General features: G+C 72.1%; 19 protein-coding genes. 5 read left to right on the top strand and 14 right to left on the bottom strand.

Going from position 1 to position 19,984, the window contains the following annotated elements; genetic code table 11:
• Positions 1-237: 237 nt before the first annotated feature.
• Positions 238-1,167: a LysR family transcriptional regulator gene (locus ACZ5SK_RS16190; protein WP_334583330.1), complete on the bottom strand. Its 930-nt coding sequence runs from the start codon at positions 1,165-1,167 to the stop codon at positions 238-240.
• A gap of 72 nt (positions 1,168-1,239) precedes the next feature.
• Here ACZ5SK_RS16190 and ACZ5SK_RS16185 point away from each other — a divergent pair, with 72 nt between their 5' ends.
• On the top strand, positions 1,240-2,424 hold the full coding sequence (locus tag ACZ5SK_RS16185) for a TDT family transporter (protein WP_334583331.1): 1,185 nt from the start codon (positions 1,240-1,242) through the stop codon (positions 2,422-2,424).
• Here ACZ5SK_RS16185 and ACZ5SK_RS16180 read toward each other — a convergent pair.
• From ACZ5SK_RS16180 to ACZ5SK_RS16165, 4 genes are all read right to left on the bottom strand, one after another.
• Positions 2,336-3,058 (bottom strand): helical backbone metal receptor, encoded by a 723-nt coding sequence (locus tag ACZ5SK_RS16180; protein ID WP_334583332.1) that lies wholly within the window; start codon positions 3,056-3,058, stop codon positions 2,336-2,338. The genes ACZ5SK_RS16185 and ACZ5SK_RS16180 overlap by 89 nt on opposite strands.
• Entirely contained in the window at positions 3,058-3,699 is a 642-nt protein-coding gene (locus ACZ5SK_RS16175; protein WP_334583333.1) for a helix-turn-helix domain-containing protein, read from the bottom strand. Before ACZ5SK_RS16175 ends, ACZ5SK_RS16180 begins: the two co-directional genes overlap by 1 nt.
• A gap of 437 nt (positions 3,700-4,136) precedes the next feature.
• On the bottom strand, positions 4,137-5,951 hold the full coding sequence (locus ACZ5SK_RS16170; RefSeq protein ID WP_334583334.1) for an ABC transporter permease/substrate binding protein: 1,815 nt from the start codon (positions 5,949-5,951) through the stop codon (positions 4,137-4,139).
• Positions 5,944-7,029: a quaternary amine ABC transporter ATP-binding protein gene (locus ACZ5SK_RS16165; RefSeq protein ID WP_334583335.1), complete on the bottom strand. Its 1,086-nt coding sequence runs from the start codon at positions 7,027-7,029 to the stop codon at positions 5,944-5,946. The genes ACZ5SK_RS16170 and ACZ5SK_RS16165 overlap by 8 nt, the downstream gene beginning before the upstream one ends.
• 228 nt (positions 7,030-7,257) lie before the next feature.
• On the opposite strand from ACZ5SK_RS16165, the gene ACZ5SK_RS16160 reads away from it, so the two are divergent.
• Complete coding sequence (locus ACZ5SK_RS16160) at positions 7,258-8,196, top strand: 5'-3' exonuclease (protein ID WP_334583836.1); 939 nt, start codon at positions 7,258-7,260, stop codon at positions 8,194-8,196.
• Between the two features lie 85 nt (positions 8,197-8,281).
• The gene (locus tag ACZ5SK_RS16155; protein ID WP_334583336.1) at positions 8,282-9,127 is read left to right on the top strand and encodes a siderophore-interacting protein; all 846 of its coding nucleotides are present in this window, start codon (positions 8,282-8,284) and stop codon (positions 9,125-9,127) included.
• A 160-nt stretch (positions 9,128-9,287) separates the two neighbouring features.
• On the opposite strand, the gene ACZ5SK_RS16150 is transcribed toward ACZ5SK_RS16155, so the two are convergent.
• From ACZ5SK_RS16150 to ACZ5SK_RS16140, 3 genes are all read right to left on the bottom strand, one after another.
• The gene (locus tag ACZ5SK_RS16150; RefSeq protein WP_334583337.1) at positions 9,288-10,064 is read right to left on the bottom strand and encodes an ABC transporter permease; all 777 of its coding nucleotides are present in this window, start codon (positions 10,062-10,064) and stop codon (positions 9,288-9,290) included.
• Entirely contained in the window at positions 10,061-11,122 is a 1,062-nt protein-coding gene (locus tag ACZ5SK_RS16145) for an ATP-binding cassette domain-containing protein (protein ID WP_468576248.1), read from the bottom strand. Before ACZ5SK_RS16145 ends, ACZ5SK_RS16150 begins: the two co-directional genes overlap by 4 nt.
• A gap of 175 nt (positions 11,123-11,297) precedes the next feature.
• Entirely contained in the window at positions 11,298-11,873 is a 576-nt protein-coding gene (locus ACZ5SK_RS16140) for a PadR family transcriptional regulator (RefSeq protein WP_334583837.1), read from the bottom strand.
• Between the two features lie 267 nt (positions 11,874-12,140).
• Between ACZ5SK_RS16140 and ACZ5SK_RS16135 the strand changes: the two genes are divergently transcribed.
• Entirely contained in the window at positions 12,141-13,664 is a 1,524-nt protein-coding gene (locus tag ACZ5SK_RS16135; RefSeq protein WP_334583339.1) for an amino acid permease, read from the top strand.
• 39 nt (positions 13,665-13,703) lie between these two features.
• On the opposite strand, the gene ACZ5SK_RS16130 is transcribed toward ACZ5SK_RS16135, so the two are convergent.
• Positions 13,704-14,285: a GNAT family N-acetyltransferase gene (locus ACZ5SK_RS16130; protein ID WP_334583340.1), complete on the bottom strand. Its 582-nt coding sequence runs from the start codon at positions 14,283-14,285 to the stop codon at positions 13,704-13,706.
• A 66-nt stretch (positions 14,286-14,351) separates the two neighbouring features.
• Here ACZ5SK_RS16130 and ACZ5SK_RS16125 point away from each other — a divergent pair, with 66 nt between their 5' ends.
• Positions 14,352-15,335 carry an RluA family pseudouridine synthase gene (locus ACZ5SK_RS16125; protein WP_468156933.1) on the top strand — a complete coding sequence of 328 codons (984 nt, stop codon included), beginning with the start codon at positions 14,352-14,354 and terminating at the stop codon, positions 15,333-15,335.
• On the opposite strand, the gene ACZ5SK_RS16120 is transcribed toward ACZ5SK_RS16125, so the two are convergent.
• From ACZ5SK_RS16120 to ACZ5SK_RS16100, 5 genes are read right to left on the bottom strand one after another with little or no spacing between them, the layout of a single operon-like run.
• Complete coding sequence (locus tag ACZ5SK_RS16120) at positions 15,329-16,813, bottom strand: cytochrome P450 (RefSeq protein ID WP_334583342.1); 1,485 nt, start codon at positions 16,811-16,813, stop codon at positions 15,329-15,331. The genes ACZ5SK_RS16125 and ACZ5SK_RS16120 overlap by 7 nt on opposite strands.
• A gap of 59 nt (positions 16,814-16,872) precedes the next feature.
• Positions 16,873-17,493, bottom strand: coding sequence for a GTP-binding protein (locus ACZ5SK_RS16115; protein WP_334583343.1), 621 nt, complete (start codon positions 17,491-17,493; stop codon positions 16,873-16,875).
• The gene (locus tag ACZ5SK_RS16110) at positions 17,474-17,911 is read right to left on the bottom strand and encodes a DUF742 domain-containing protein (protein ID WP_334583344.1); all 438 of its coding nucleotides are present in this window, start codon (positions 17,909-17,911) and stop codon (positions 17,474-17,476) included. The genes ACZ5SK_RS16115 and ACZ5SK_RS16110 overlap by 20 nt, the downstream gene beginning before the upstream one ends.
• Positions 17,908-18,315, bottom strand: coding sequence for a roadblock/LC7 domain-containing protein (locus tag ACZ5SK_RS16105; RefSeq protein WP_319673938.1), 408 nt, complete (start codon positions 18,313-18,315; stop codon positions 17,908-17,910). Before ACZ5SK_RS16105 ends, ACZ5SK_RS16110 begins: the two co-directional genes overlap by 4 nt.
• Positions 18,312-19,886 (bottom strand): sensor histidine kinase, encoded by a 1,575-nt coding sequence (locus tag ACZ5SK_RS16100; RefSeq protein ID WP_468576157.1) that lies wholly within the window; start codon positions 19,884-19,886, stop codon positions 18,312-18,314. Before ACZ5SK_RS16100 ends, ACZ5SK_RS16105 begins: the two co-directional genes overlap by 4 nt.
• Positions 19,887-19,984: the final 98 nt, after the last annotated feature.

The raw sequence follows: 19,984 nt of genomic DNA, 5'->3' as shown, positions 1-19,984 counted from the left end.
GGGTCTGGGCCGACAGCAGGGGCCTGAGGCGGCCAGCGGGGGTCTGGGCCGACAGCGAGGGTCTGCGGGCGGCCAGCAGGGGTCTGGGCCGACAGCAGGGGCCTGAGGCGGCCAGCGGGGGTCTGGGCCGACAGCGAGGGTCTGCGGGCGGCCAGCAGGGGTCTGGGCCGACAGCGGGGGGTCTGGGGGCGGCAGCCCCCAGGGTCGGGACGGGAAGGGGCGGCGGGGGCGAAGGACCTACCCCCGCGTCAGCGACAGCAGGTCCCGCGCCGGCCCGGCAGGGCGATGCCCCGTCGGCCACACCGCTCGCAGGTCGCGGGCCAGCGCGACCCCCTCGACGGGTATCGAGACCAACCGCCGCAGCGCCAGCTCCTCCCCCACCGCAAGCTCGCTCAGCACCGCCGGCCCCGCCCCGCTGACCGCCGCCGCCTTCACCGCCGTCGTCGAGGACAGTTCGATCAGGGGGCGGGCCAGTCCGCCCAGGGCCGTGTCGAGTACCTGACGGGTCCCCGAGCCCTTCTCCCGCAGGATCAGCGGCGTCGACGCCAGCTCGGCCGCGGGCAACGGACGTCGGCGACGGGCCCAGGGATGACCGGGCGCGACGACGACAATGAGGTGATCATGGGCTATCACGGCGGAGTCGAGGCCGGCCGGCATCGTGAGTCCCTCCACGAAGCCGAGGTCCGCCTCCCCCGCCAGCACCCGCTCGGCGACCGCCGCCGAGTTGCCGGCGAGCAGCGACACCGCCGTGTCCGGCCGCCCGGCGCGCAGCGCGAGCAGCCAGCCCGGCAGCAGGTACTCGGCGATCGTCATGCTGGCCGCCACCCGCAGCCGCGAATCCCGCCGGTCCCGCAGCGCCTGCGCTCCCGCGTCGAACGCCTGCGCCGCCTCGACGATCCGCCGCGCCCAGTCCGTCACCAGCGCACCGGCGTCCGTGAGCCGCGAGCCGCGCGGTGAACGGTCCACCAGGGCCACGCCCAGCTGGCGTTCCATGGACCGGATCCGGCTGCTCGCGGCCGGCTGCGTGATACCGAGCTCGCGCGCGGCCGCGCCCAGGCTGCCCAGCCGGGCCACGCCCAGCAGCAGCTCCAGTGCGCCCAGGTCCGGGACGCGGTGCGCGATCGAACCCGTCGCGGTGTCCGCGGGCTGTTCCTCCACACTCCCCATAAGCCCAGTTTATGTCCCCATAGAGGCATACTCCCTGGTCGCGGGCGGACACCCGGGGCGACCGTGGACACCATGGTCACCGCCGCCCAGCCCCGCTACGCCCCTCCCCGCCCGCGCGCCCGCGCCGTCCGTCACGTCCGTCACGTCCGTCACCTCGGACCGAACTGGTACGCGACTGTCATGGGCACCGCGATCGTCGCCACGGCCGGAGCGACGCTCCCGGTGCGGATACCTGGGCTACGACCGCTGTGCGCCGCGTTCTGGGTGCTCTCCCTGGTCCTCCTCCTGGCCCTGCTCGCCGCCCGCGCCCTGCACTGGCGCCACCACCGCGACCAGGCCCGCGCCCACCTCCTCGACCCGGCGACGGCCCCTTTCTACGGCTGCCTGGCGATGGCCCTGCTCGCCGTCGGGGGCGGTGCCCTGACCGTCGGCCGGGACTGGATCGGCACCCGTCCCGCGGTCGCGCTCGACGCCGTGCTGTTCGGCGCCGGGACGCTCGTGGGACTCACGGCCGCCGTCGCCGTCCCGTATCTGATGGCCGTACGCCACCGGGTGGAGCCCTCGCAGGCCACTCCGGTGTGGCTGCTGCCGCTCGTGGCGCCCCTGGTGTCCGCCGCGCTCGGGCCGCTGCTGGTGCCGTATCTGCCGGCCGGGCAGCCGCGGCAGACCCTGCTCCTGGCGTGCTTCGCACTGTTCGGGCTGAGTCTGCTCGCCACGTTCGCCATGCTGCCGGTGGTGTTCGGACGGCTGGTGACCGGCGGGCCGCTGCCCCTCGCCCTCACCCCGACCCTGTTCCTCGTCCTGGGCCCGCTCGGGCAGTCCACCACCGCCGTCGGGAAGTTCGCGGAGGTCGCTCCCGGCGTCCTGCCGGGCCCGGACGGTCGCGTCCTCGCCGTCCTCGCCGTCCTGTACGGGGTGCCCGTCATGGGGTTCGCGCTGTTCTGGCTGTGCCTGGCCACGGCGCACGTGCTGCGCGCCCGGCGGCACGGGACGGACTTCACGATGACGTGGTGGGCGTTCACCTTCCCGGTCGGCACCTGTGTGACCGGCGCGGGGGCCCTGGCCCGGCACACCGGGGTGGCCGTCTACGCGGTGCTCGGCTGCGCGCTGTACGCCGTTCTCGTCGCCGCCTGGGCGGTCGTCGCGACGCACACCGTCCGCGGGCTGCTCAGCGGCGAGCTGCTCGCAGCGCCTCGCCCAGCACGGTCGGAGCCTCGGCGAGCGACGGCCCGTACCACGTCAGGTGCCGTCCGCTGACGAGCGCGCAGGGCAGGCCGGGGAAGGCCTCCGGCCCGTCGTCGGCGGTGAAGCGGTAGGGCTCGTCCGGGAGGACGACCAGGTCCGGGCCGGCCGCCCGCAGCGCGTCGAGCGGGATCCGCGGATAGCGCTCGGGGTGCTCGGCGTACAGGTGGTCGACGCCCAGCCGGGCCAGCACGTCCCCGGCGAAGGTGTCGCGGCCCAGCACCATCCACGGGCGGCGCCAGATCGGCACGACGGCACTCCGGCGCGCCCCGACGGCCGACGGCAGCGCCGCCCACGCCTCCTCCGCCGCCACCAGCCAGGCCGGCCGCTGCGGCGCCCCGCACGCCGCCAGCACCCGCGCCAGCTCCCGGAAGGCCTGAGGGACGTCCCGGACCTCCGTCACCAGCACCTCGACGCCGGCCGCGCGCAGGGCGGCCAGGTCCGGTTCGCGGTTCTCCTCCTCGTTGGCGATCACCAGATCGGGGGCGAGGGCGACGATCCGCTCGACGTCGGGGTTCTTGGTTCCGCCGATCCGGGTGACGTCGAGGTCCGCCGGGTGGGTGCACCAGTCGGTGGCGCCGACGAGGACGCCGGGCACGGACGAGGCGACCGCCTCCGTGAGCGAGGGGACGAGGGAGACGAGCCGCACTACCGCTTCCGGCCCCGGTGGTCCCGGTCGCGTACCGCCTCGATGTGCTCGGCCACGGCGACGACGATCACCCGGGTGTCCGGCACGGTCGCCCGCCAGCGGTGGCGGACCCCGCCGGTGAGGTACAGGGTGTCGCCGCGGCCCAGCCGGTAGGCGCGGCCCTCCGCCTCGATCTCCACGGCGCCGTCGGCGACGTACATCAACTGGTCGTTGCGGTACTGGAATTCACGGCCCGCGTCGTGGTCGCCGGTGAACTCGGAGGCGTGCATCTGGTGGTGCCCGCGCACCAGGGAACGAGAACGCGGCTCCGGGTCCTGGCCCGGCACCGAGTCCTGCCCCTGTCCCGCACCCCGGCTCTGTCCCCCGCCCTGGCCCGGGTCGGTGTCCTCGGCGCGGACGACGTCCACACTGCACGCCGGGTCGGCGGCGGCGAGGAGTTCGACGGCCGTGGTGCGCAGGGCGTCGGCGACCTTCTCCAGGGAGCCGGTGCTGGGCCGCGCGCGGTCGTTCTCGATCTGGCTCAGGAACGGGACCGACAGGCCGCTGCGCTCGGCCACGACGGCGAGGGTGAGCTCCAGGGAGCGGCGCCGGCGCCGCACGGCCGCGCCCACCCGCAGGGGCTGTTCTTTGTGGTCGCCCATCGCTCCGGCTCCCTCCTTCGCTCGTCGTTGCCGTGGTGTCCGCCGACACGTCCTCTGCTGAGTTGTCTGCACCCTACGCATGTTCGGCAAACCGTTTCATGCGCCCGTCACATCGAGGACACATGGGGTGACACTCGACCTCACAGTTCGCGCCAGATGATCAGGCCCCCGACCCTCGGGGCGACGGCCCGTCCTCCGGCTTTCCGGTTCAATGCGCGAGCGGCCTCGCGTGTTCCCGCTCGTCCCGGCTCCCCCGGACCCTCGGCCCCAGGATGGGCATAGCTCTCTGTGGTTGGCCGGATCCTTGCCGTGGGCGGGCGAGGGAAACGGGACGAGGGGCGGACGAGCGGAACGGGACGAGGGGCGGGCCCCGTCGCAGGCCGTGAAGGCCGTACGTCGGTGCCCGCCCCTGGTCGGACGGCCGCGGTGCTGTCAGGTCACCGGGCCGCCCGGCTCTTCTGCCCCGAATCGGCGACCGGTACCCACTTCTCGACCAGAGCGGGGTTCTCCTTCAGCCAGGTCCGGACCGCGTCCTGCTCCTTGCCCTTGCCGGCCTTCTGGATCCGCGCCTCCAGACCGGTGAGCTGGGCCTCGGTCATCCTGAAGTTCTTCAGCCACGTGCCGACCTCGGGGTTGTCGTCGGCGAAGCCCTGGCGGGCGATGGTGTGCACGCCGTCCCCCTTGCCCCAGGCGCCCTTGGGGTCGTCGAGCTTCTTGAGGTCGTAGTCGCTGTACGCCCAGTGCGGCGACCAGAGCGTGACGACGATCGGCTTCTTCGCGGCGTAGGCGCGCTTGAGTTCGGCGAGCATCGCCGGGGTGGAGCCGTCGACGACCGTGTAGGCGCCGTCGAGGCCGTACGCGCCGAGGACCTTGTCCTTGAGCAGGCCCATCATTCCGGCGCTGGGCTCGATGCCGGTGATCCGGCCGCCGAACTCGGAGGCGTGGGCCTTCAGGTCCGCCAGGGAGTTCACGTCCTTCATGTACGAGGGGACGGAGAGCTCCAGCGAGGTCGGGCCGTACCAGGAGCCGAGGTCGTCGAGGCGGTCGCCGTACTTCTTCCAGTACTCGGCGTGGGTGGTCGGCAGCCAGGCGTCGGTCTGGAAGTCGATCTGGCCGGTGGCGACGCCGGTGTAGAGGGGTCCGGCCGCGTACTGGGTGGTGTCCACCTTGAAGCCGCGTTCCTCCAGGAGTTCCTTCCAGAGGTAGGTGGAGGCGATGCCCTCGTCCCACGGGATGTAGCCGATCTTGATCTCCTTGCCCTTGCCGACGTCCGAGGCGGAGGCCTCGGCGGTGCCGGAGGAGGAGCCGAAGACGCCCATGCCGCCGGCGACCAGGGCGAGGACGACCACGCCGACCACGGCCACGGCCGGGCGCGGACGGTACGTCCACACCGTGCTGCGTGCCTTGGCTGCGGCGCGGCGGCCGAGCGGGGAGATCCGGGTGCCGAGGGCGCCGGTCATCCGGTCGAGATAGATGGCGAGGACGACGATGCCGAGGCCCGCCTCGAAGCCGAGCCCGATGTCGAGCTGGCCGATGGCCTCGTTGACGGCGCCGCCGAGGCCGCCGGTGCCGACCATGCCGGCGATGACGACCATCGACAGGCCCAGCATGATGACCTGGTTGACGCCCGCCATGATCGTCGGCAGCGCGAGCGGCAGCTGGACGCGCAGCAGCGTGTCGCGGGGGGTCGTGCCGAACGCCTCGGCCGCCTCGACGAGTTCGGCGTCGACCTGGCGGATGCCGAGCTCGGTCATGCGCACGCCCGGGGCGAGCGCGAAGATCAGGGTGGCGATGACGCCCGCGGGGACGCCCATACCGAAGAACAGGATCGCGGGGATGAGCAGAACCATCGACGGCATCGTCTGGAGCAGGTCCAGGACGGGCCGCAGGGTGGCGCTGACGGCCTTGGAGCGGGCGGCCCAGATACCCAGCGGGACGGAGATCACCAGGGCGATCACCGTGGCCACGAGCACCAGGGACAGCGTCGACATCGCCTCCTCCCACAGGGCGAGGGAGTCGATGAGCGCGAACCCGGCGAAGGCGAGGACGCCCGCGACGAGGCCCCGCAGCCACCAGGCGAGCACCGCGAGGATGCCCGCGAGGAGCAGCGGCGCGGGGGCGGTGAGGACGGCGTCGAGGCCGTCGTACATGCCTTCGACGACGGTCTTGATCGCGTCGAAGAGCCAGGACATGTGGGTGACGAGCCAGTCGACGCCGGAGTCGACCCAGTCGCCGAGGTGCAGCCTAGGCACGGGCGGTCACCTGCTTCCGGCCGTCGCCCGGGCTGTCGCAGACGATCGGCGCGCCCTGCTCGTCGCCGAGGAAGCGCACCAGGCGCTGTCTCGGCACGACGCCCACGAGTGTGCGTTGTCCGTCGAGGACGGCGACCGGATGGGTCAGCCGGGCGCTGAGCGCGCAGAGCGCGGTGAACGGAGTGTCGGGGGTGGCGGTCTCGCAGCCGCAGTCGGCCTCGTCGCCGCGCACGGCGGTGTCCATGACGGCCGAGGCGGTCAGCACGCGGGAGCGGTCGACGTCCTGGATGAAGGAGGCGACGTAGTCGCCCGCGGGTCGGATCAGGATGTCCTCCGCCGTGCCGGTCTGCACGATGCGGCCGTCGCGCATGACGGCGATGCGGTCGCCCAGGCGCATGGCCTCGTTGAGATCGTGGGTGATGAAGACGATCGTCTTCTTCAGGGTCTGCTGGAGCGTGAGGAGCTGGTCCTGCATGTCGCGGCGGATCAGCGGGTCCAGCGCGCTGAAGGACTCGTCCATCAGGAGCAGGTCGGCGTCGGTGGCGAGGGCGCGGGCCAGGCCCACGCGCTGCTGCATGCCGCCGGACAGCTCGTCCGGCCAGGACTTCTCCCAGCCCTGAAGACCGCACAGCCGCAACGCCTCGGCGGCCCGCTGCTCGCGCTCGCGGCAGGGGACGCCCTGGACGGCGAGGCCGTAGGCGGCGTTGTCGAGGACGCTGCGGTGCGGGAACAGCGCGAAGTGCTGGAAGACCATGCTGATCTTCTTCGCCCGCACCGCGCGCAGGTCGCGGTCGGTGAGCGCGGTGAGGTCCTGGCCGTCGAAGAGGACGCGTCCGGCGGTCGGTGCCAGCAGTCCGTTGAGCATGCGCAGCAGGGTGGACTTCCCGGAGCCGGACAGGCCCATGACGACGAAGATCTGGCCGGGTTCCACGGTGAAGGAGGCGTCGACGACGGCGGCCGTGGTGCCGTCGGCGCGCAGCTCCTCCCGGTCTGCTCCGGCGCGCAGCCGTTCGACTGCCTGTTCCGGTCGTCTGCCGAACACCTTGTACAGCTGCTCGGCTTCAAGCCTGGATGACACGCGTACCTCTCGATGGGGGACAGAAACGGGAGTACTCGGCAACAGCAAACCGTTGAAGGCGCAACCGACACCGCTCCGAGGCCGCGCCTGCCCGGGCCCGACATGGGCAAACGTGCGAGTGGTTCAGTTCACAGGCGGCGCGGCCGGGGTCACGGCCGGGCCGGCGGGAGGTTCGCGCCTGCCACGGGAGCGAATACCCGCCGGTCACCGGGGCACCCGTGCGGCATGATGCGGGGCGTGACCGGACGACTGATGCTCCTCGACACCGCCTCGCTCTACTTCCGCGCCTACTTCGGCGTCCCCGACTCCGTCAGGGCGCCGGACGGCACCCCGGTGAACGCCGTGCGGGGACTGCTGGACTTCATCGACCGACTGGTGAAGGACCACCGGCCGGACGAACTGGTGGCGTGCATGGACGCCGACTGGCGCCCTCAGTGGCGGGTCGAGCTGATCCCCACCTACAAGGCGCACCGCGTCGCCGAGGAGCACGAGGCCGGACCGGACGAGGAGGAGGTGCCGGACACGCTCTCGCCGCAGGTGCCGATCATCGAGGCGGTCCTGGACGCGCTGGGCATCGCGCGCGTGGGCGTCGCGGGCTACGAGGCGGACGACGTGATCGGCACGTTCACCGGCCGCGCGAAGGGCCCGGTCGACATCGTCACCGGCGACCGCGACCTGTATCAGTTGGTGGACGACGCGCGCGGGGTGCGCGTGCTGTACCCGCTGAAGGGCGTCGGCACGCTGCAGCTGACGGACGAGGCGTGGCTGCGCGAGAAGTACGGCGTCGACGGGCGCGGGTACGCGGATCTGGCGCTGCTGCGCGGCGACCCGAGCGACGGTCTGCCGGGTGTGGCGGGCATCGGGGAGAAGACGGCGGCCAAGCTGCTGGCCGAGTTCGGCGACCTGGCGGGGATCATGGCGGCGGTGGACGACCCCAGGGCGAAGCTGACGCCCTCGCAGCGCAAGCGGCTGGACGAGGCGCGGCCGTACGTCGCCGTCGCGCCGAAGGTCGTCAAGGTGGCCGACGACGTGCCGCTTCCGGACGTGGACACGGCGCTGCCGCATACGCCTCGGGACGGGGCGACACTGGAGGCACTGGCAGGGCGCTGGGGGCTCGGGGGGTCACTGCAGCGGCTGTTGACGACACTGAACACCCGGCACGCATAGGCATTCTGGGGGCATCGCCCGGAAAGAGATGCTAACTTAGGTAAACCTAACCATGGTGTCATGGGCAGAGACATGGGAGGCCGTCATGGCAGAACGTCCGGCACGCAAGCCGCGGAAGCCCCACTCCGCGCAGGTCGTCCGCACCGAACGGCTCACCCCGCACATGCAGCGCGTCGTGCTCGGCGGGGCGGGTCTGGCCGGGTTCGCAGCGGGCGACTGCACCGATCACTACGTCAAACTGCTCTTCGGCCCCGACGGCGTGACCTACCCGGAGCCTTTCGACCTGGAGCGCATCCGGGCCGAGTTCCCCCGTGAGCAGTGGCCCGTGACCCGGACGTACACGGTGCGCGACTGGGACGCCGAACACCGCGAGCTGACGCTGGACTTCGTGCTGCACGGCGACGAGGGCCTGGCCGGACCCTGGGCGGCCCGCGTCCAGCCGGGCGAGACGGTCCGCTTCATGGGCCCCGGCGGCGCCTACGCGCCGGACGCGGCCGCCGACTGGCATCTGCTGGCCGGCGACGAGAGCGCCCTGCCCGCCGTCGCGGCCGCCCTGGAGTCGCTGCCGGCCGGGGCCCTCGCCCACGCCTTCATCGAGGTGGCCGGGCCCGAGGAGGAGCAGAAGATCGACTCCGACGTGGAGGTCGTCTGGCTGCACCGCGGCGACCGGCCGGTCGGCGAGCGGCTCGTCGAGGCCGTACGGGCGCTGGAGTTCCCCGAGGGCCGTATGCACGCGTTCGTGCACGGCGAGGCCGCCTTCGTGAAGGACCTGCGCAAACTGCTGCGCGTGGAGCTGCAGATCCCGCGCGAGGACCTGTCGATCTCCGGCTACTGGCGGCTCGGCCACGACGAGGACGGCTGGCAGGCCTCGAAGCGGGAGTGGAACGCGCGCGTGGAGGCGGAGCAGGAGGGCGAGACCCCGGCCGCCTGATCTGACGCCCGGCACCCGAGCCACGGCATCCGAGGCGCAGCACCCGAGGCCCGGCATCCGAGGCCCGGCGGAAGCGGCCCGTACTCGTGGAGCGGGCCGCGCTCCTGGGGCGGGGCCGCCCTCGGCCTTGGGCGCCGCCCCACGAGCGCTGCACCAACCGCTACACCGACCGCTGGTAGGACCGGAACGTCCGGATCGACAGCCACACCGCCGCCACCGCCAGCGCGAGCAGCGCCCCGCCGCGGCTGAGCACGTCCGCCCGGTCGGCGTCGGCGGACAGCGCCGAACGGCCCGCGACCATCGCCCAGTTGACCGGGTTGAAGTCGGCTATGTGCCGCATCCAGGAGGGCATCCGGGCCGGCGCCATGAAGGCGGAGGACAAAAACGTCAGCGGCAGCAGCAGGAAGGTGTTGATGCCGATGATCGACTCCCGCTCACGCACCAGCATGCCCAGGGAGTTGGACAGCGCCCCGAACACGGTGCCCAGCAGCACGGCCGCCACGATCAGGACCGCGACCCCGGTGATCCCGCCCGGGTAGTCCGCGCCGCCCGCCAGACCCAGCAGCACGATGACGCCCGACTGCAGGGCGGTGACGATGCCGTTGTGCACGACATTGCCGTTCATCAGCGCGGCCCGGCTGGCCGGGGTGGTCAGGAAGCGGTTCAGGGTGCCGCGCTGGATCTCCTCCAACGTGCCCATACCTGCCCACAGGTTGGCGCTCAGCGCACTCATCACGACCACGCCCGGCACCAGGTAGTCGAGGTAGGAGGCGGTGCCGAAGCCGCCCAGCTCGACGACGTTCCTGAACAGGCTGCCGAAGAGGAACAGCCAGATCACCGGCTGGATCAGGGTGATCACCGCGTAGGCGGGCTGCCGGGCGAACACCATGAGCTGACGCTGCGTCATGTACCAGGTCTGGGCGACGGCGGTGCTCATCGCACACCTCCGGCGAGGACGGGAGCGGCGCCGGCGGCGGCGTCCGCGTCCGCGTACCGGCGGCCCGCGTACCTGAGATAGACGTCGTCGAGGGACGGCCGGGCCACGGTCGCGGTGGCCACCTGGACCCCGGCCCGCTCCAACGCGCCCAGCAGCACCGGCACGGCGGCCGCTCCGTCGTCGGCGCGGACGCTGATCCGGCGGCCTTCGCACAGCACCTCGTGCACGCCCGGCAGCCCGCCGAGGGCGCTGTCCAGCAGGGTGCGCCCCGCCTCGCCGAGGGGTGTGCGCACCTCCACGTGCACGGCGTCGCCGCGGAGTTCGCCCTTGAGGGAGTCGGGGGCGCCCGTGACGACGATCCGGCCGCGGTCGACGATGGCGACGCGCTCGGCGAGCCGGTCGGCCTCCTCCAGGTAGTGCGTGGTGAGCAGGATGGTGAGGCCCTCCTCGCCGGCCAGGCGGCCGATCTCGTCCCACATCGCGGTGCGGGCCTCGGGGTCCAGGCCGGTGGTGGGCTCGTCGAGGAAGAGCACCTCGGGCCGGTGCACCAGCCCGAGGGCGACGTCGAGGCGGCGCCGCATTCCGCCGGAGTAGCCCTTGACCGGGCGCCGGGCGGCCTCGGTGAGCGTGAAGCGTTCGAGCAGTTCGTCGACCCGGCGCTCGAGGGCGGCGCCCTTCACACCGTAGAGCCGGCCCTGGAGGCGGAGGTTGTCCCGGCCGGTGGCGACCGGGTCCGCCCCGGAGTTCTGTGCGACCACGCCGATCGCGCGGCGCACCCGGTCCGGGTGGCGCAGCACGTCATGCCCGGCGACGGTGGCCGTCCCGGAGTCGGGGCGGGCGAGGGTGGTGAGGATCTTGACGGTGGTGGACTTGCCGGCGCCGTTGGGGCCGAGGAGCCCGAAGACGGTGCCGGGCTCGACGGTGACGTCGAGTCCGTCCAGGGCGGTGACACCGCCGGGATAGGTCTTGACGAGGTCACGTGCCTCGACCGCGGGCCCGCGAGTGACGCCGGCACTGCTCATACTGCTCGCACTGCCCGGACTGCTCATACTGCTCATACTGCTCATGACGACAGCTCTCCTGAGTGAGCGGACTGGTGATCGATCCGCGCGAAGAGCGCCGGGCTATCCTGGGTGTGCCGCACCTCGATGGCCCGGTTCTGCCGCACGGCGGATCCGTTTCGGGGTTCGAGACCCCGGCGGGACTGCTGCAACAGACCTGCCGGGGTCTTTCTCATGATCTGAGTTCTTGCGGCAGCTCCCCCGTCTCGTGGAAGTGCCGCCACTGCTCGACGCCGGGCAGCGATCCCTTCCTGATCTCGTCGAGGAAACCGCCGACCCACTCCACCTGCGCCTCGACCATGTGCAGCTGGTACTCGACCTCGACGAGGAACAGCCTCGGCAGCGTCTCGCAGAGCTTGTCGAGCGCTCCCCGGCCGCTGGCCAGCTGCACCTCCAGCGAGCTCAGCCGCGTCTCCAGCAGGCGCACCACCTCGTCCGGCGGCAGCGCCGCCATCAGCGAGAGCGCCGTCTCGAAGATCGGGTACTCCTTCGCGGGGATGGCGATCAGGTCCGAGAGCCACTCGGCCATCTCCTCGCGCCCGGCCTCGGTGAGCCCGTAGACCGTGCGCTCGGGGCGGTTGCCCTGGCGTTCCACACCCGTCACCTCGACGAAGCCGTACTTCTCGAGGTTCTGCACGACCGTGTAGAGCGAGCCGTAGTTCGTCTTCGTGCTCGTGTCCTTGCCCTGGCTGCGCAGGGTCTGGGCGATCTCGTACGGGTGCATCGGCTTCTGCCAGAGCGTCGTCATCACGGCGAGCGCCAACGGATTGCTGAGCTTGCGGCGCTTCCTCGCCACGATGACCACCTCGCTTTCGAATATCCGTAGCCGAACATATCGCGAGTTGCGGACCGGAACAAGAGACGCGATGTAACGCGTTCGAGTGACGTTCCGGACCGTGAGGACTTGGGCCCGCCCCCGACATGGCGGCGTGACGCGGACGAAACAGCCCGTCCCTAATTTCTGTCGCCCGACAGGAATTCCCCGTCCCCCTCTGGCGCCAAGGCAGGTTCCGCCGTGACGACAACGACACCCTCCGACGTACGCCCCGACCCGCCGCACTCCCCCGGAGCCGACGACGGCTCCCTCGCCGAGTTCGGCTACCGCCAGGAGCTGCACCGCAGCCTGGGCCGGTACGCCTCGTTCGCCGCCGGGTTCTCCTTCATCTCCGTCCTGACGACCGTCTTCCAGTTCTTCGCCTTCGGGTACGCCTTCGGCGGCCCGGTCTTCTTCTGGGCCTGGCCGGCGGTGCTGGCCGGGCAGTTGCTGGTGGCCGCGTGCTTCGCGGAGCTGGCGGCGCGCTACCCGATCTCGGGCGCGATCTACCAGTGGTCGACGCGGCTGTCGACGCCCTCCTTCGGCTGGTTCGCCGGCTGGATCATGGTGATCGGCCAGGTCGTCGTGGTCGCGGCGGCCGCGCTGGCCCTGCAGATGGTCCTGCCCGCGATCTGGTCGGGCTTCCAGCTGATCGGCACCGACCCGGCGCCCACATCACCGGACGGCGCGGCCAACGCGGCGCTGCTCGGCATGGTCCTGCTGGTGCTGACGACGCTCGTGAACGTCGTCGACAACCGCGTGCTGTCCCTGATCAACCGGGTCGGCGTCACCGCCGAGATCATCGGCGCGGTGCTCATCGTCGTGCTGCTGCTCACCCACTCCGAGCGCGGCCCCGGCATCACCTTCCACACCGAAGGGGCGGCGCAGGACGGTCTGTTCGGGGCGCTGCTCGTCGGCTCGTTCACGGCCGCCTACGTGATGATCGGCTTCGACAGCGCGGGCGAGATGAGCGAGGAGACGCGCGATCCGCGCCGCACCGCGCCCCGCACCATCCTGACGGCGCTCGGCGCGGCCGGTCTGCTCGGCGGGCTGATCGTGCTGGCCGGCCTGCTGGCCGCGCCCAGCCTCACCGACGGGCGGCTCGGGGTCGACGGGCTCAGCTACGTCCTCACCAGCAGCCTCGGCGACAGCGTCGGCAAGGCGCTGCTGGCGGACGTGGTCGTCGCGATCGCGGTGGCGACGCTCGCCATCCAGACGGCGGCCTGCCGGATGCTGTTCTCCATGGCCCGCGACGGACAGCTCCCGTTCTCCGCCCGCCTCGCGCGCGTGAACCCCCGCACCGGCATGCCGAGCGCCCCGGCGCTGGTCGTCGGCGTCCTCGCGGCGGCCCTGCTGCTGCTGAACTTCGCCTCCCCGGACGCCTTCCTGGCCATCGGCACCACCTGCATCGTGATGCTGTACCTGGCCTACGCGATGGTCACCGGACCGCTGCTGGTGCGCCGGCTGCGCGGACAGTTCTCCTCGACGGGCACGGACGAGACGGGCGCCCGTCTGTTCTCCCTGGGCCGCTGGGGCGTCCCGGTGAACGCCGTCGCCCTCCTCTACGGCCTGCTGATGACCGTCAACCTGGCCTGGCCGCGCGCCGCGGTGTACGACCCGGCGGGCGGGCACTGGTACTTCCAGTGGTTCACGGTGCTGTTCCTCGGTGCGACGGTCGCCGTCGGCGTGGCCTTCCGGGCGTACCGGCGGCGGACGACGGCCTGACGCGGGCAGGCGCGGCCGGCGGGCGCGTGCCGCGCGGGCTCAGTCGCCCTGCACGCGCGCGTGGAGGTGCATGTCGTGCCACCCGTCCTGGTGGAGGGCGGCGCTGCGCTTGGTGCCCTCCAGGGTGAAACCGGCCTTGGCCGCGACGCGGCAGGAGGCTTCGTTGGCGGTGGCGTGCGCCAGCTCCAGCCGGTGGAAGCCGATCTCGTCGAGAGCCCAGCGCGCCAGGGCGGTCGTGGCCCGGGGAGCGACTCCCCGGCCACGGGCCGCCCGGGTCGTCCAGTACGCGACCTGGGCGATGCCGTCGCCGAGCCGGATGTCGCGCAGCGCCACCCGCCCCAGCACTTCGTCCGAGTCGGCGTCGACGGCGGCCCACTGGACGTTCTGCTCCGCCGCCCAGCTCGTCTGCCACTCCTCGATCCAGCCGGCGACCTCCTCCTCGGATTCGGCGGCCCTGATGTGCCACTGGTGCATCACCGGGTCCTGGAAGGCCGCGTACACGGCGGGCGCGTCCGCGGCCCGCCACGGGCGCAGAAGGAGCCCGTCGCCGGCGCGCAGGACGGGCTGAGGGGCGCTGGAGAGGGTTCCGACGGGCAGCACGAAGTCAGCGGTGTAGGGCATGAGCCGCATCCTGCCAACGGGCCGCGAGGAGTCAACCGGGTTTCCGTCGCCGTAGGCTTGGCCCCGATGAGACGCCGCACCTCTCCCCCGCCCTCCCCGCTGCCGCAGCGCGACGGGATCGACGCGGTGCGGTTGCGGCTGCCGGGCGAGGGCGCCTGGGCCACCGTCCGGGAGCACCTGGTGGAGCGGCTCGGCGGGGCCGGCCCCGGGGTGGTGGACGGGATGCTGGCTGCCGGGCTCGTCGTCGGCGCCGACGGTGCGGCAGTGGCGCCGGACGCGGCGTACGTGCCGGGTATGTTCGTATGGTTCCACCGTGAGCTGCCCGCCGAGGCGCCGGTGCCGTTCCCGCTGGAGATCGTGTACCGCGACGAGCACATCGTGGTCGTCGACAAGCCGCACTTCCTGGCCACCACTCCGCGCGGCAGCCATGTCACCCAGACCGCGCTGGCCCGGCTGCGGCGGGAGCTGGGCGTCCCCGCGCTGGGCGCCGCGCACCGCCTCGACCGGCTCACCGCCGGGCTTGTGCTGTTCACCGTGCGCCCCGAGGAGCGCGGCGCCTACCAGACGCTGTTCCGCGACCGCCGGGTGCGCAAGGTGTACGAGGCCGTGGCGCCCCACGGCGCCTCGCGCGGGTGGCCGGTGACGGTGCGCAGCAAGATCGTGAAGGAGCGCGGCGTCCTGGCCGCCCGGGAGGTGCCGGGCGAGCCGAACGCGGTCAGTCATGTCGAGCCGGTCGAGCACCGTGCGGACGGCCTCGCCCGCTACCGGCTGGTCCCCGACACCGGGCAGACCCACCAACTCCGGGTGCACATGGCCGCGTTGGGCGTGCCGATCCTCGGCGATCCGCTCTATCCGGAGGTGACCGCCCCGGTGCCGGCCGACGACTTCCGGCGCCCGCTGCAACTGCTCGCGCGGGAGCTGGAGTTCACCGATCCGGTCACCGGGACGGAGCACCGGCTGCGCAGTGGCCGGGTGCTCGAGGCCTGGGCGTCGTACGGCAGTTGGCTCGACGGCCCCACCGCCACCGCGTCACCGGGCGTCGCTCAGTAGCCGCGCCACCAGGACAGGAAGCGCCGCCAGGCGTTCGCCCTGCGGGCCGGGCCCGTCGGCGTCGGGGCGGTCGGCTCGGGCTGCGGCGCGGCCGACTGCGCCGGGGCTGGCGTCGGGGCGGGCTGCGGTTCCGTGCTCACCGGTCGCGTCATGCGCTGCGGCGGGATCGAGGCGTGGCTCGGCTTGTGCTTGACGTCCTGCTGGTCCTTCGGGCCGAACCGGACCGGCAGTTCCACCAGGTGCCGTGAAGCGATGGACATCGTCCACCGCAACTCGTCCTCTTCGCAGTCGAGTTGCAGGTCCGGCAGCCGCATCAGCAGCGCGTCCACGCCGACGTCGGCGATGGCGCGGCCGATGTCCTGGCCGGGGCATTCGTGCGGGCCGCTGCCGAAGGCGAGGTGGGAGCGGTTGCCCTGCATGTTGGCGGACAGGTCGGGGCGCACCCGGGGGTCCACGTTGCCGGGGGCGGGCGCGAAGAACAGGCCGTCGCCCCGCCGGATGCGCTGACCGCCCAACTCCGTGTCCTGCTTGGCGAAGTAGGCGAAGACGGTGCTGAACGGAGGCTCGTCCCACAGGGACTGCTCGACCGCCTCCGCCACCGTCATCTGGCCGCCGTTGAGCCGGGCGAGGAACCGGGGGTCGGTGAGGACCATGCGCAGCACGTTGGAGAGCAGGTTGACGGTGGCCTCGTAGGCGGCGAAGAGGACCAGGCGCAGGTGCTCGCGGACCTCCTCGTCGGTGAGGTTCGCCGGGTCGCTGATGAGGTGGCTGGTGAAGTCCTCCTCGGGCCTGGCGCGGCGGCGCGCGGTGAGCCGGGTCAGCGCCCCCATGACGTACTCGTGGCTGGCGATGGCGGTCTCGGAGCCCTTGAGCGCGTCGCGGGCGCACTGGACCATCCGGTCGTTGTACTCGTCGGGCATGCCGAGGACGTGGCACATGACGGCCATCGGCAGGTGCTCGACGAACTGGCCCACCAGTTCGGCCCGGCCCTCCTCGCAGAAGCGGTTGACCAGGCGCTGGCTGGAGCGGTTGATGTAGCGGCGCACGCTGCGGTCGTCGATGGTCGCCATGGCCGCGGTGACCGCGCCCCGCAGCCGCTTGTGCTCGTCGCCCTCGGCGTGGGCGGCCATGGGCTGCCAGGCGATGTGCGGCATGAGCGGGTGGTCGGGCCTGACCTTGCCCTGCACCAGCGGCGACCAGATACGGCTGTCCTTGGAGAACTGCGAGGGCGAGCGCACCATGTGCAGGTTCTCGGCGTGACCGAGGACCATCCACATAGGCAGGTCGTCGTGGATGAGGACCGGCGCCACGGGACCGTGCTCGTCGCGCAGGCGCTCGTACAGTTCGCTGAGGTCCTCCGCGCCGGCGCCGTAGAGGCGGGCCAGCCCGCCGGGGCCCCGGTTGTGCGCGGGGCAGCCGGGCGGCGGGTCCAGCGCGAGATCGCGCGGACCGGTGGGGACAGGGTGTTCGGGAGTCACAGGGTCGCTCCGAAACTGTGATGGATCCGGTGTCGGGGGGGAGGTGGTGCGGTGGGATGTCAGGTGAGGCTGCGGCTCAGGGCCAGGTTGTGCAGGAAGCGCATGAGGGTCATCAGGACGTCGCGGCTGGAGGCGCGGCGGCGGACGTCGCACTCCACGATCGGGATCTCGGGCGGCAGGTCGAGGGCCCCGCGCAGTTCCTCGATGGGGTAGCGGGGCCCGTCGGGGAAGGTGTTGACGGCGACGACGAAGGGCACGCCGCCCTCCTCCAGCCGGCCCATGACCTCGAAGCTGACCTCGAGGCGGCGGGTGTCGACGAGGACGACCGCGCCGAGCGCGCCCTCGAACAGCCCGTTCCACAGGAACCAGAAGCGCTCCTGGCCGGGCGTGCCGAAGAGGTAGAGCACGACCTGTTCCGTGATGCGGATCCGGCCGAAGTCCATGGCCACGGTGGTGGCGGTCTTGGTCTCGGAGCCGTAGTTGTCGTCGACGCCGATGCCCGCCTGCGTCATGGTCTCCTCGGTGGTCAGCGGCCTGATCTCGCTGACGGAGCCGACCATGGTGGTCTTGCCGACGCCGAAGCCGCCCACGATGACGATCTTCGCCGCGGCCGTGGTGGTCTGCGGCAGATAGTCCTCGGCCCGTGGGCCGGGAATGGTGTCAGAGCCGTTGAAGTCCATTCATCACCGCTTCGAGAAGGGAACGGTCGGGGAGCTGCTGCCGGACGATCGGGGCGCGCGCCTGCACGAGTTCGGCCGCCAGCATCTCGGTCAGCAGCACCGTCACCACGCTGAACGGGAGACCGAGATACGCCGACACCTCGGCCACCGACAGCGGGGCGCCGCACATCCGCAGCACCGCCGTCTGCTCCGGCGTGGCCGAGGAGGGCGGTTCGGCACACGCCACGATTAACGTGACCAGGTCGACGGGAGCGCGCTCGCCGTCGGGGCCCGTGATGATGTACAGCCGTTCGGGGTTCTTGCCCTCGCCCTCGCCCTCCTGGGGAGGCGACACGGCCGGTGCGGGCGGCGCGGGCGGCGGGGGCGGCGGGAGCAGTTCCGGCAGGGGTTGTCGCCGTTGGCGTTGCGGAGGCGTCATACGCTCTGCCCGTTGCGCCGGGGCGGACTGGTGAGGTGGGCGCCGATGCGGACGACGAGGTCGCGCATGCTGGCGCTCATCCGGCCGGCCTCGCAGCGCACGTCGGCGAGGACCGCGAGGTAGGCGTTGTCGCCGGCCGCCATCAGGTAGAAGTAGCCGCCGCTCAGGTCGATGACGACCATGTTCATCTCGCCGTCGCTGGCCTGGATCTCCTGGGCGACGGCGGCGGCCAGGCTCTGCACGCCCGCGCAGGCGGCGGCGACGCGGTCGGCGGCGTCGGGGTCACCGGCGTAGCGGGCGATGCGCAGACCGTCGGCCGAGAGCACCACGATCATCTCGATGCCCGGAACGCCGTCGTAGAGCTCCTTGAGCAGCCAGTCGAAGTTTTGGCGCTGCTGGATCACGTGAGGTCCCCTTCGTCGTCGGCCTCGGGCTTGGCCTTGTCTTCGATCAGGTGCAGGTATGCGGTGGGATTACGGGTGAAGTCGGTGGGGTGGTGGCCGGGCGGGGCTACCTTCTTCAGGCCGTCCCAGAAGGCCTCGAACGCCACTCCGGGCTCATGCTTCTTCTTCGCGGGCTGAGCCTCCGGGCGGGGCTGCGCGAACAGGTCGGGCTTGCCCTCACGCGCGGCTTCCTGGGCGGCGTACGCCTCCTGGTAGCGCTGCACGATGGAGATCGTGGTCTTGCTGCGCCGCTGCGGCAGGCCCTGCTCGGTCCACTCGGTGACCTCGGGCACCTCGTCGTCGGTCAGGGAGACCCCGGCCGGGATGCGCGGGTTGGTGGGACGGCGCTTCTTGGGCGGGCGCTTGGGGCCCTCGCCGACCTGGCTCAGGTCGATCTGCGGTACGGCGGTGGCGCCGATGCCGTGCGCGAAGCCGGGCGCGGGGTCGAGGGTCTGCATCTCGCTGGGCACGATGAGGACGACCCGGACGCCGCCGTACGCCGACTTGCGCAGGGAGACCTCCAGGTTGAAGGAGGTGCACAGCCGGCCGACGACCGCGAGGCCCAGGCGGGGGGTGCCGCCGACGTCCTGGATGTCGACGCCCCTCTTGGCCTGTTCCAGCATGCGTTCGGCCTTGGCGCGTGTCTCCTCGCTGAGGCTGACGCCGGCGTCCTCGATCTCGATGGCGATGCCGGTCTGCACCTCGGTGGCGTTGACGTGCACCTTCGCCTGCGGGGGCGAGTAGCGGGTGGCGTTGTCGAGGAGTTCCGCGAGCGCGTGGATGAGCGGTTCGACGGAGAGGCCGCGGATGTTGACCTTGGCGATGGAGTCCAGCTGGATGCGCCGGTACTCCAGGATCCGGGACATGGCGCCGCGCAGCACGCTGTACAGCGGGACGGGCTGGGGCCAGTTGCGGCTGGGGCGGCCGCCGCCGAGCACACCGATGGAGTCGGCGAGCCGGCCGATCAGCGAGGTGCCGTGGTCGATGCGCAGCAGGTCGTCGAAGACCTCGGGGTTGCGGCCGTGGTCCTCCTCCATCTCCCGCAGTTCCGCGGCCTGTTGGTGGACGATGGCCTGCATGCGGCGGGCGATGCTGACGAAGGAGCGCTGGGCGGAGTCGCGCAGGGACTCCTCGTGGTCGACGATGTCGAGGATCTTCCGGATGACCGCGCGCTGTGCGTCGTCGAGCGCACGGAACGAAGGATCGTCGTCGCTGAGGTCGCGCATCACCTCCCTGGGGGAATTTCCGGCCCGCAGCCACTCCACCGCGTTGGGCACGAACACCTCGGCGAGGAGGCGGTTCTCCTCCGCGTGACCGGCGACGCAGTCGTCCAGGTACGCGATGCGCCGGTCCTTGTCCGCGCGAAGCTCGCGCAGCAGCCGGCCGCGGCGCACCGACTCGGCTCCCGCCGCGATCACCAGGAGGGTGGCGACGGTTCCGCAGACGCCGACGGCGAGCCGGGCCGGCGTCGCCACCAGGGCGACGGCGGCTCCGGTCGCCGCGGCCATCAGTATCGCCGGCAGCAACAGCACGCGCGCGTAGGGAAGTTCTCGGCGACCGGGTGGGGACTGAACACTCACCATGTGGGCACCCTCTGTAGGGATCTGTCGGCATCTTCGGAACATTTGGG

The organism is Streptomyces sp. NPDC031474, from assembly GCF_055581185.1.
This window is presented reverse-complemented; position numbering and strand designations above follow the sequence as displayed.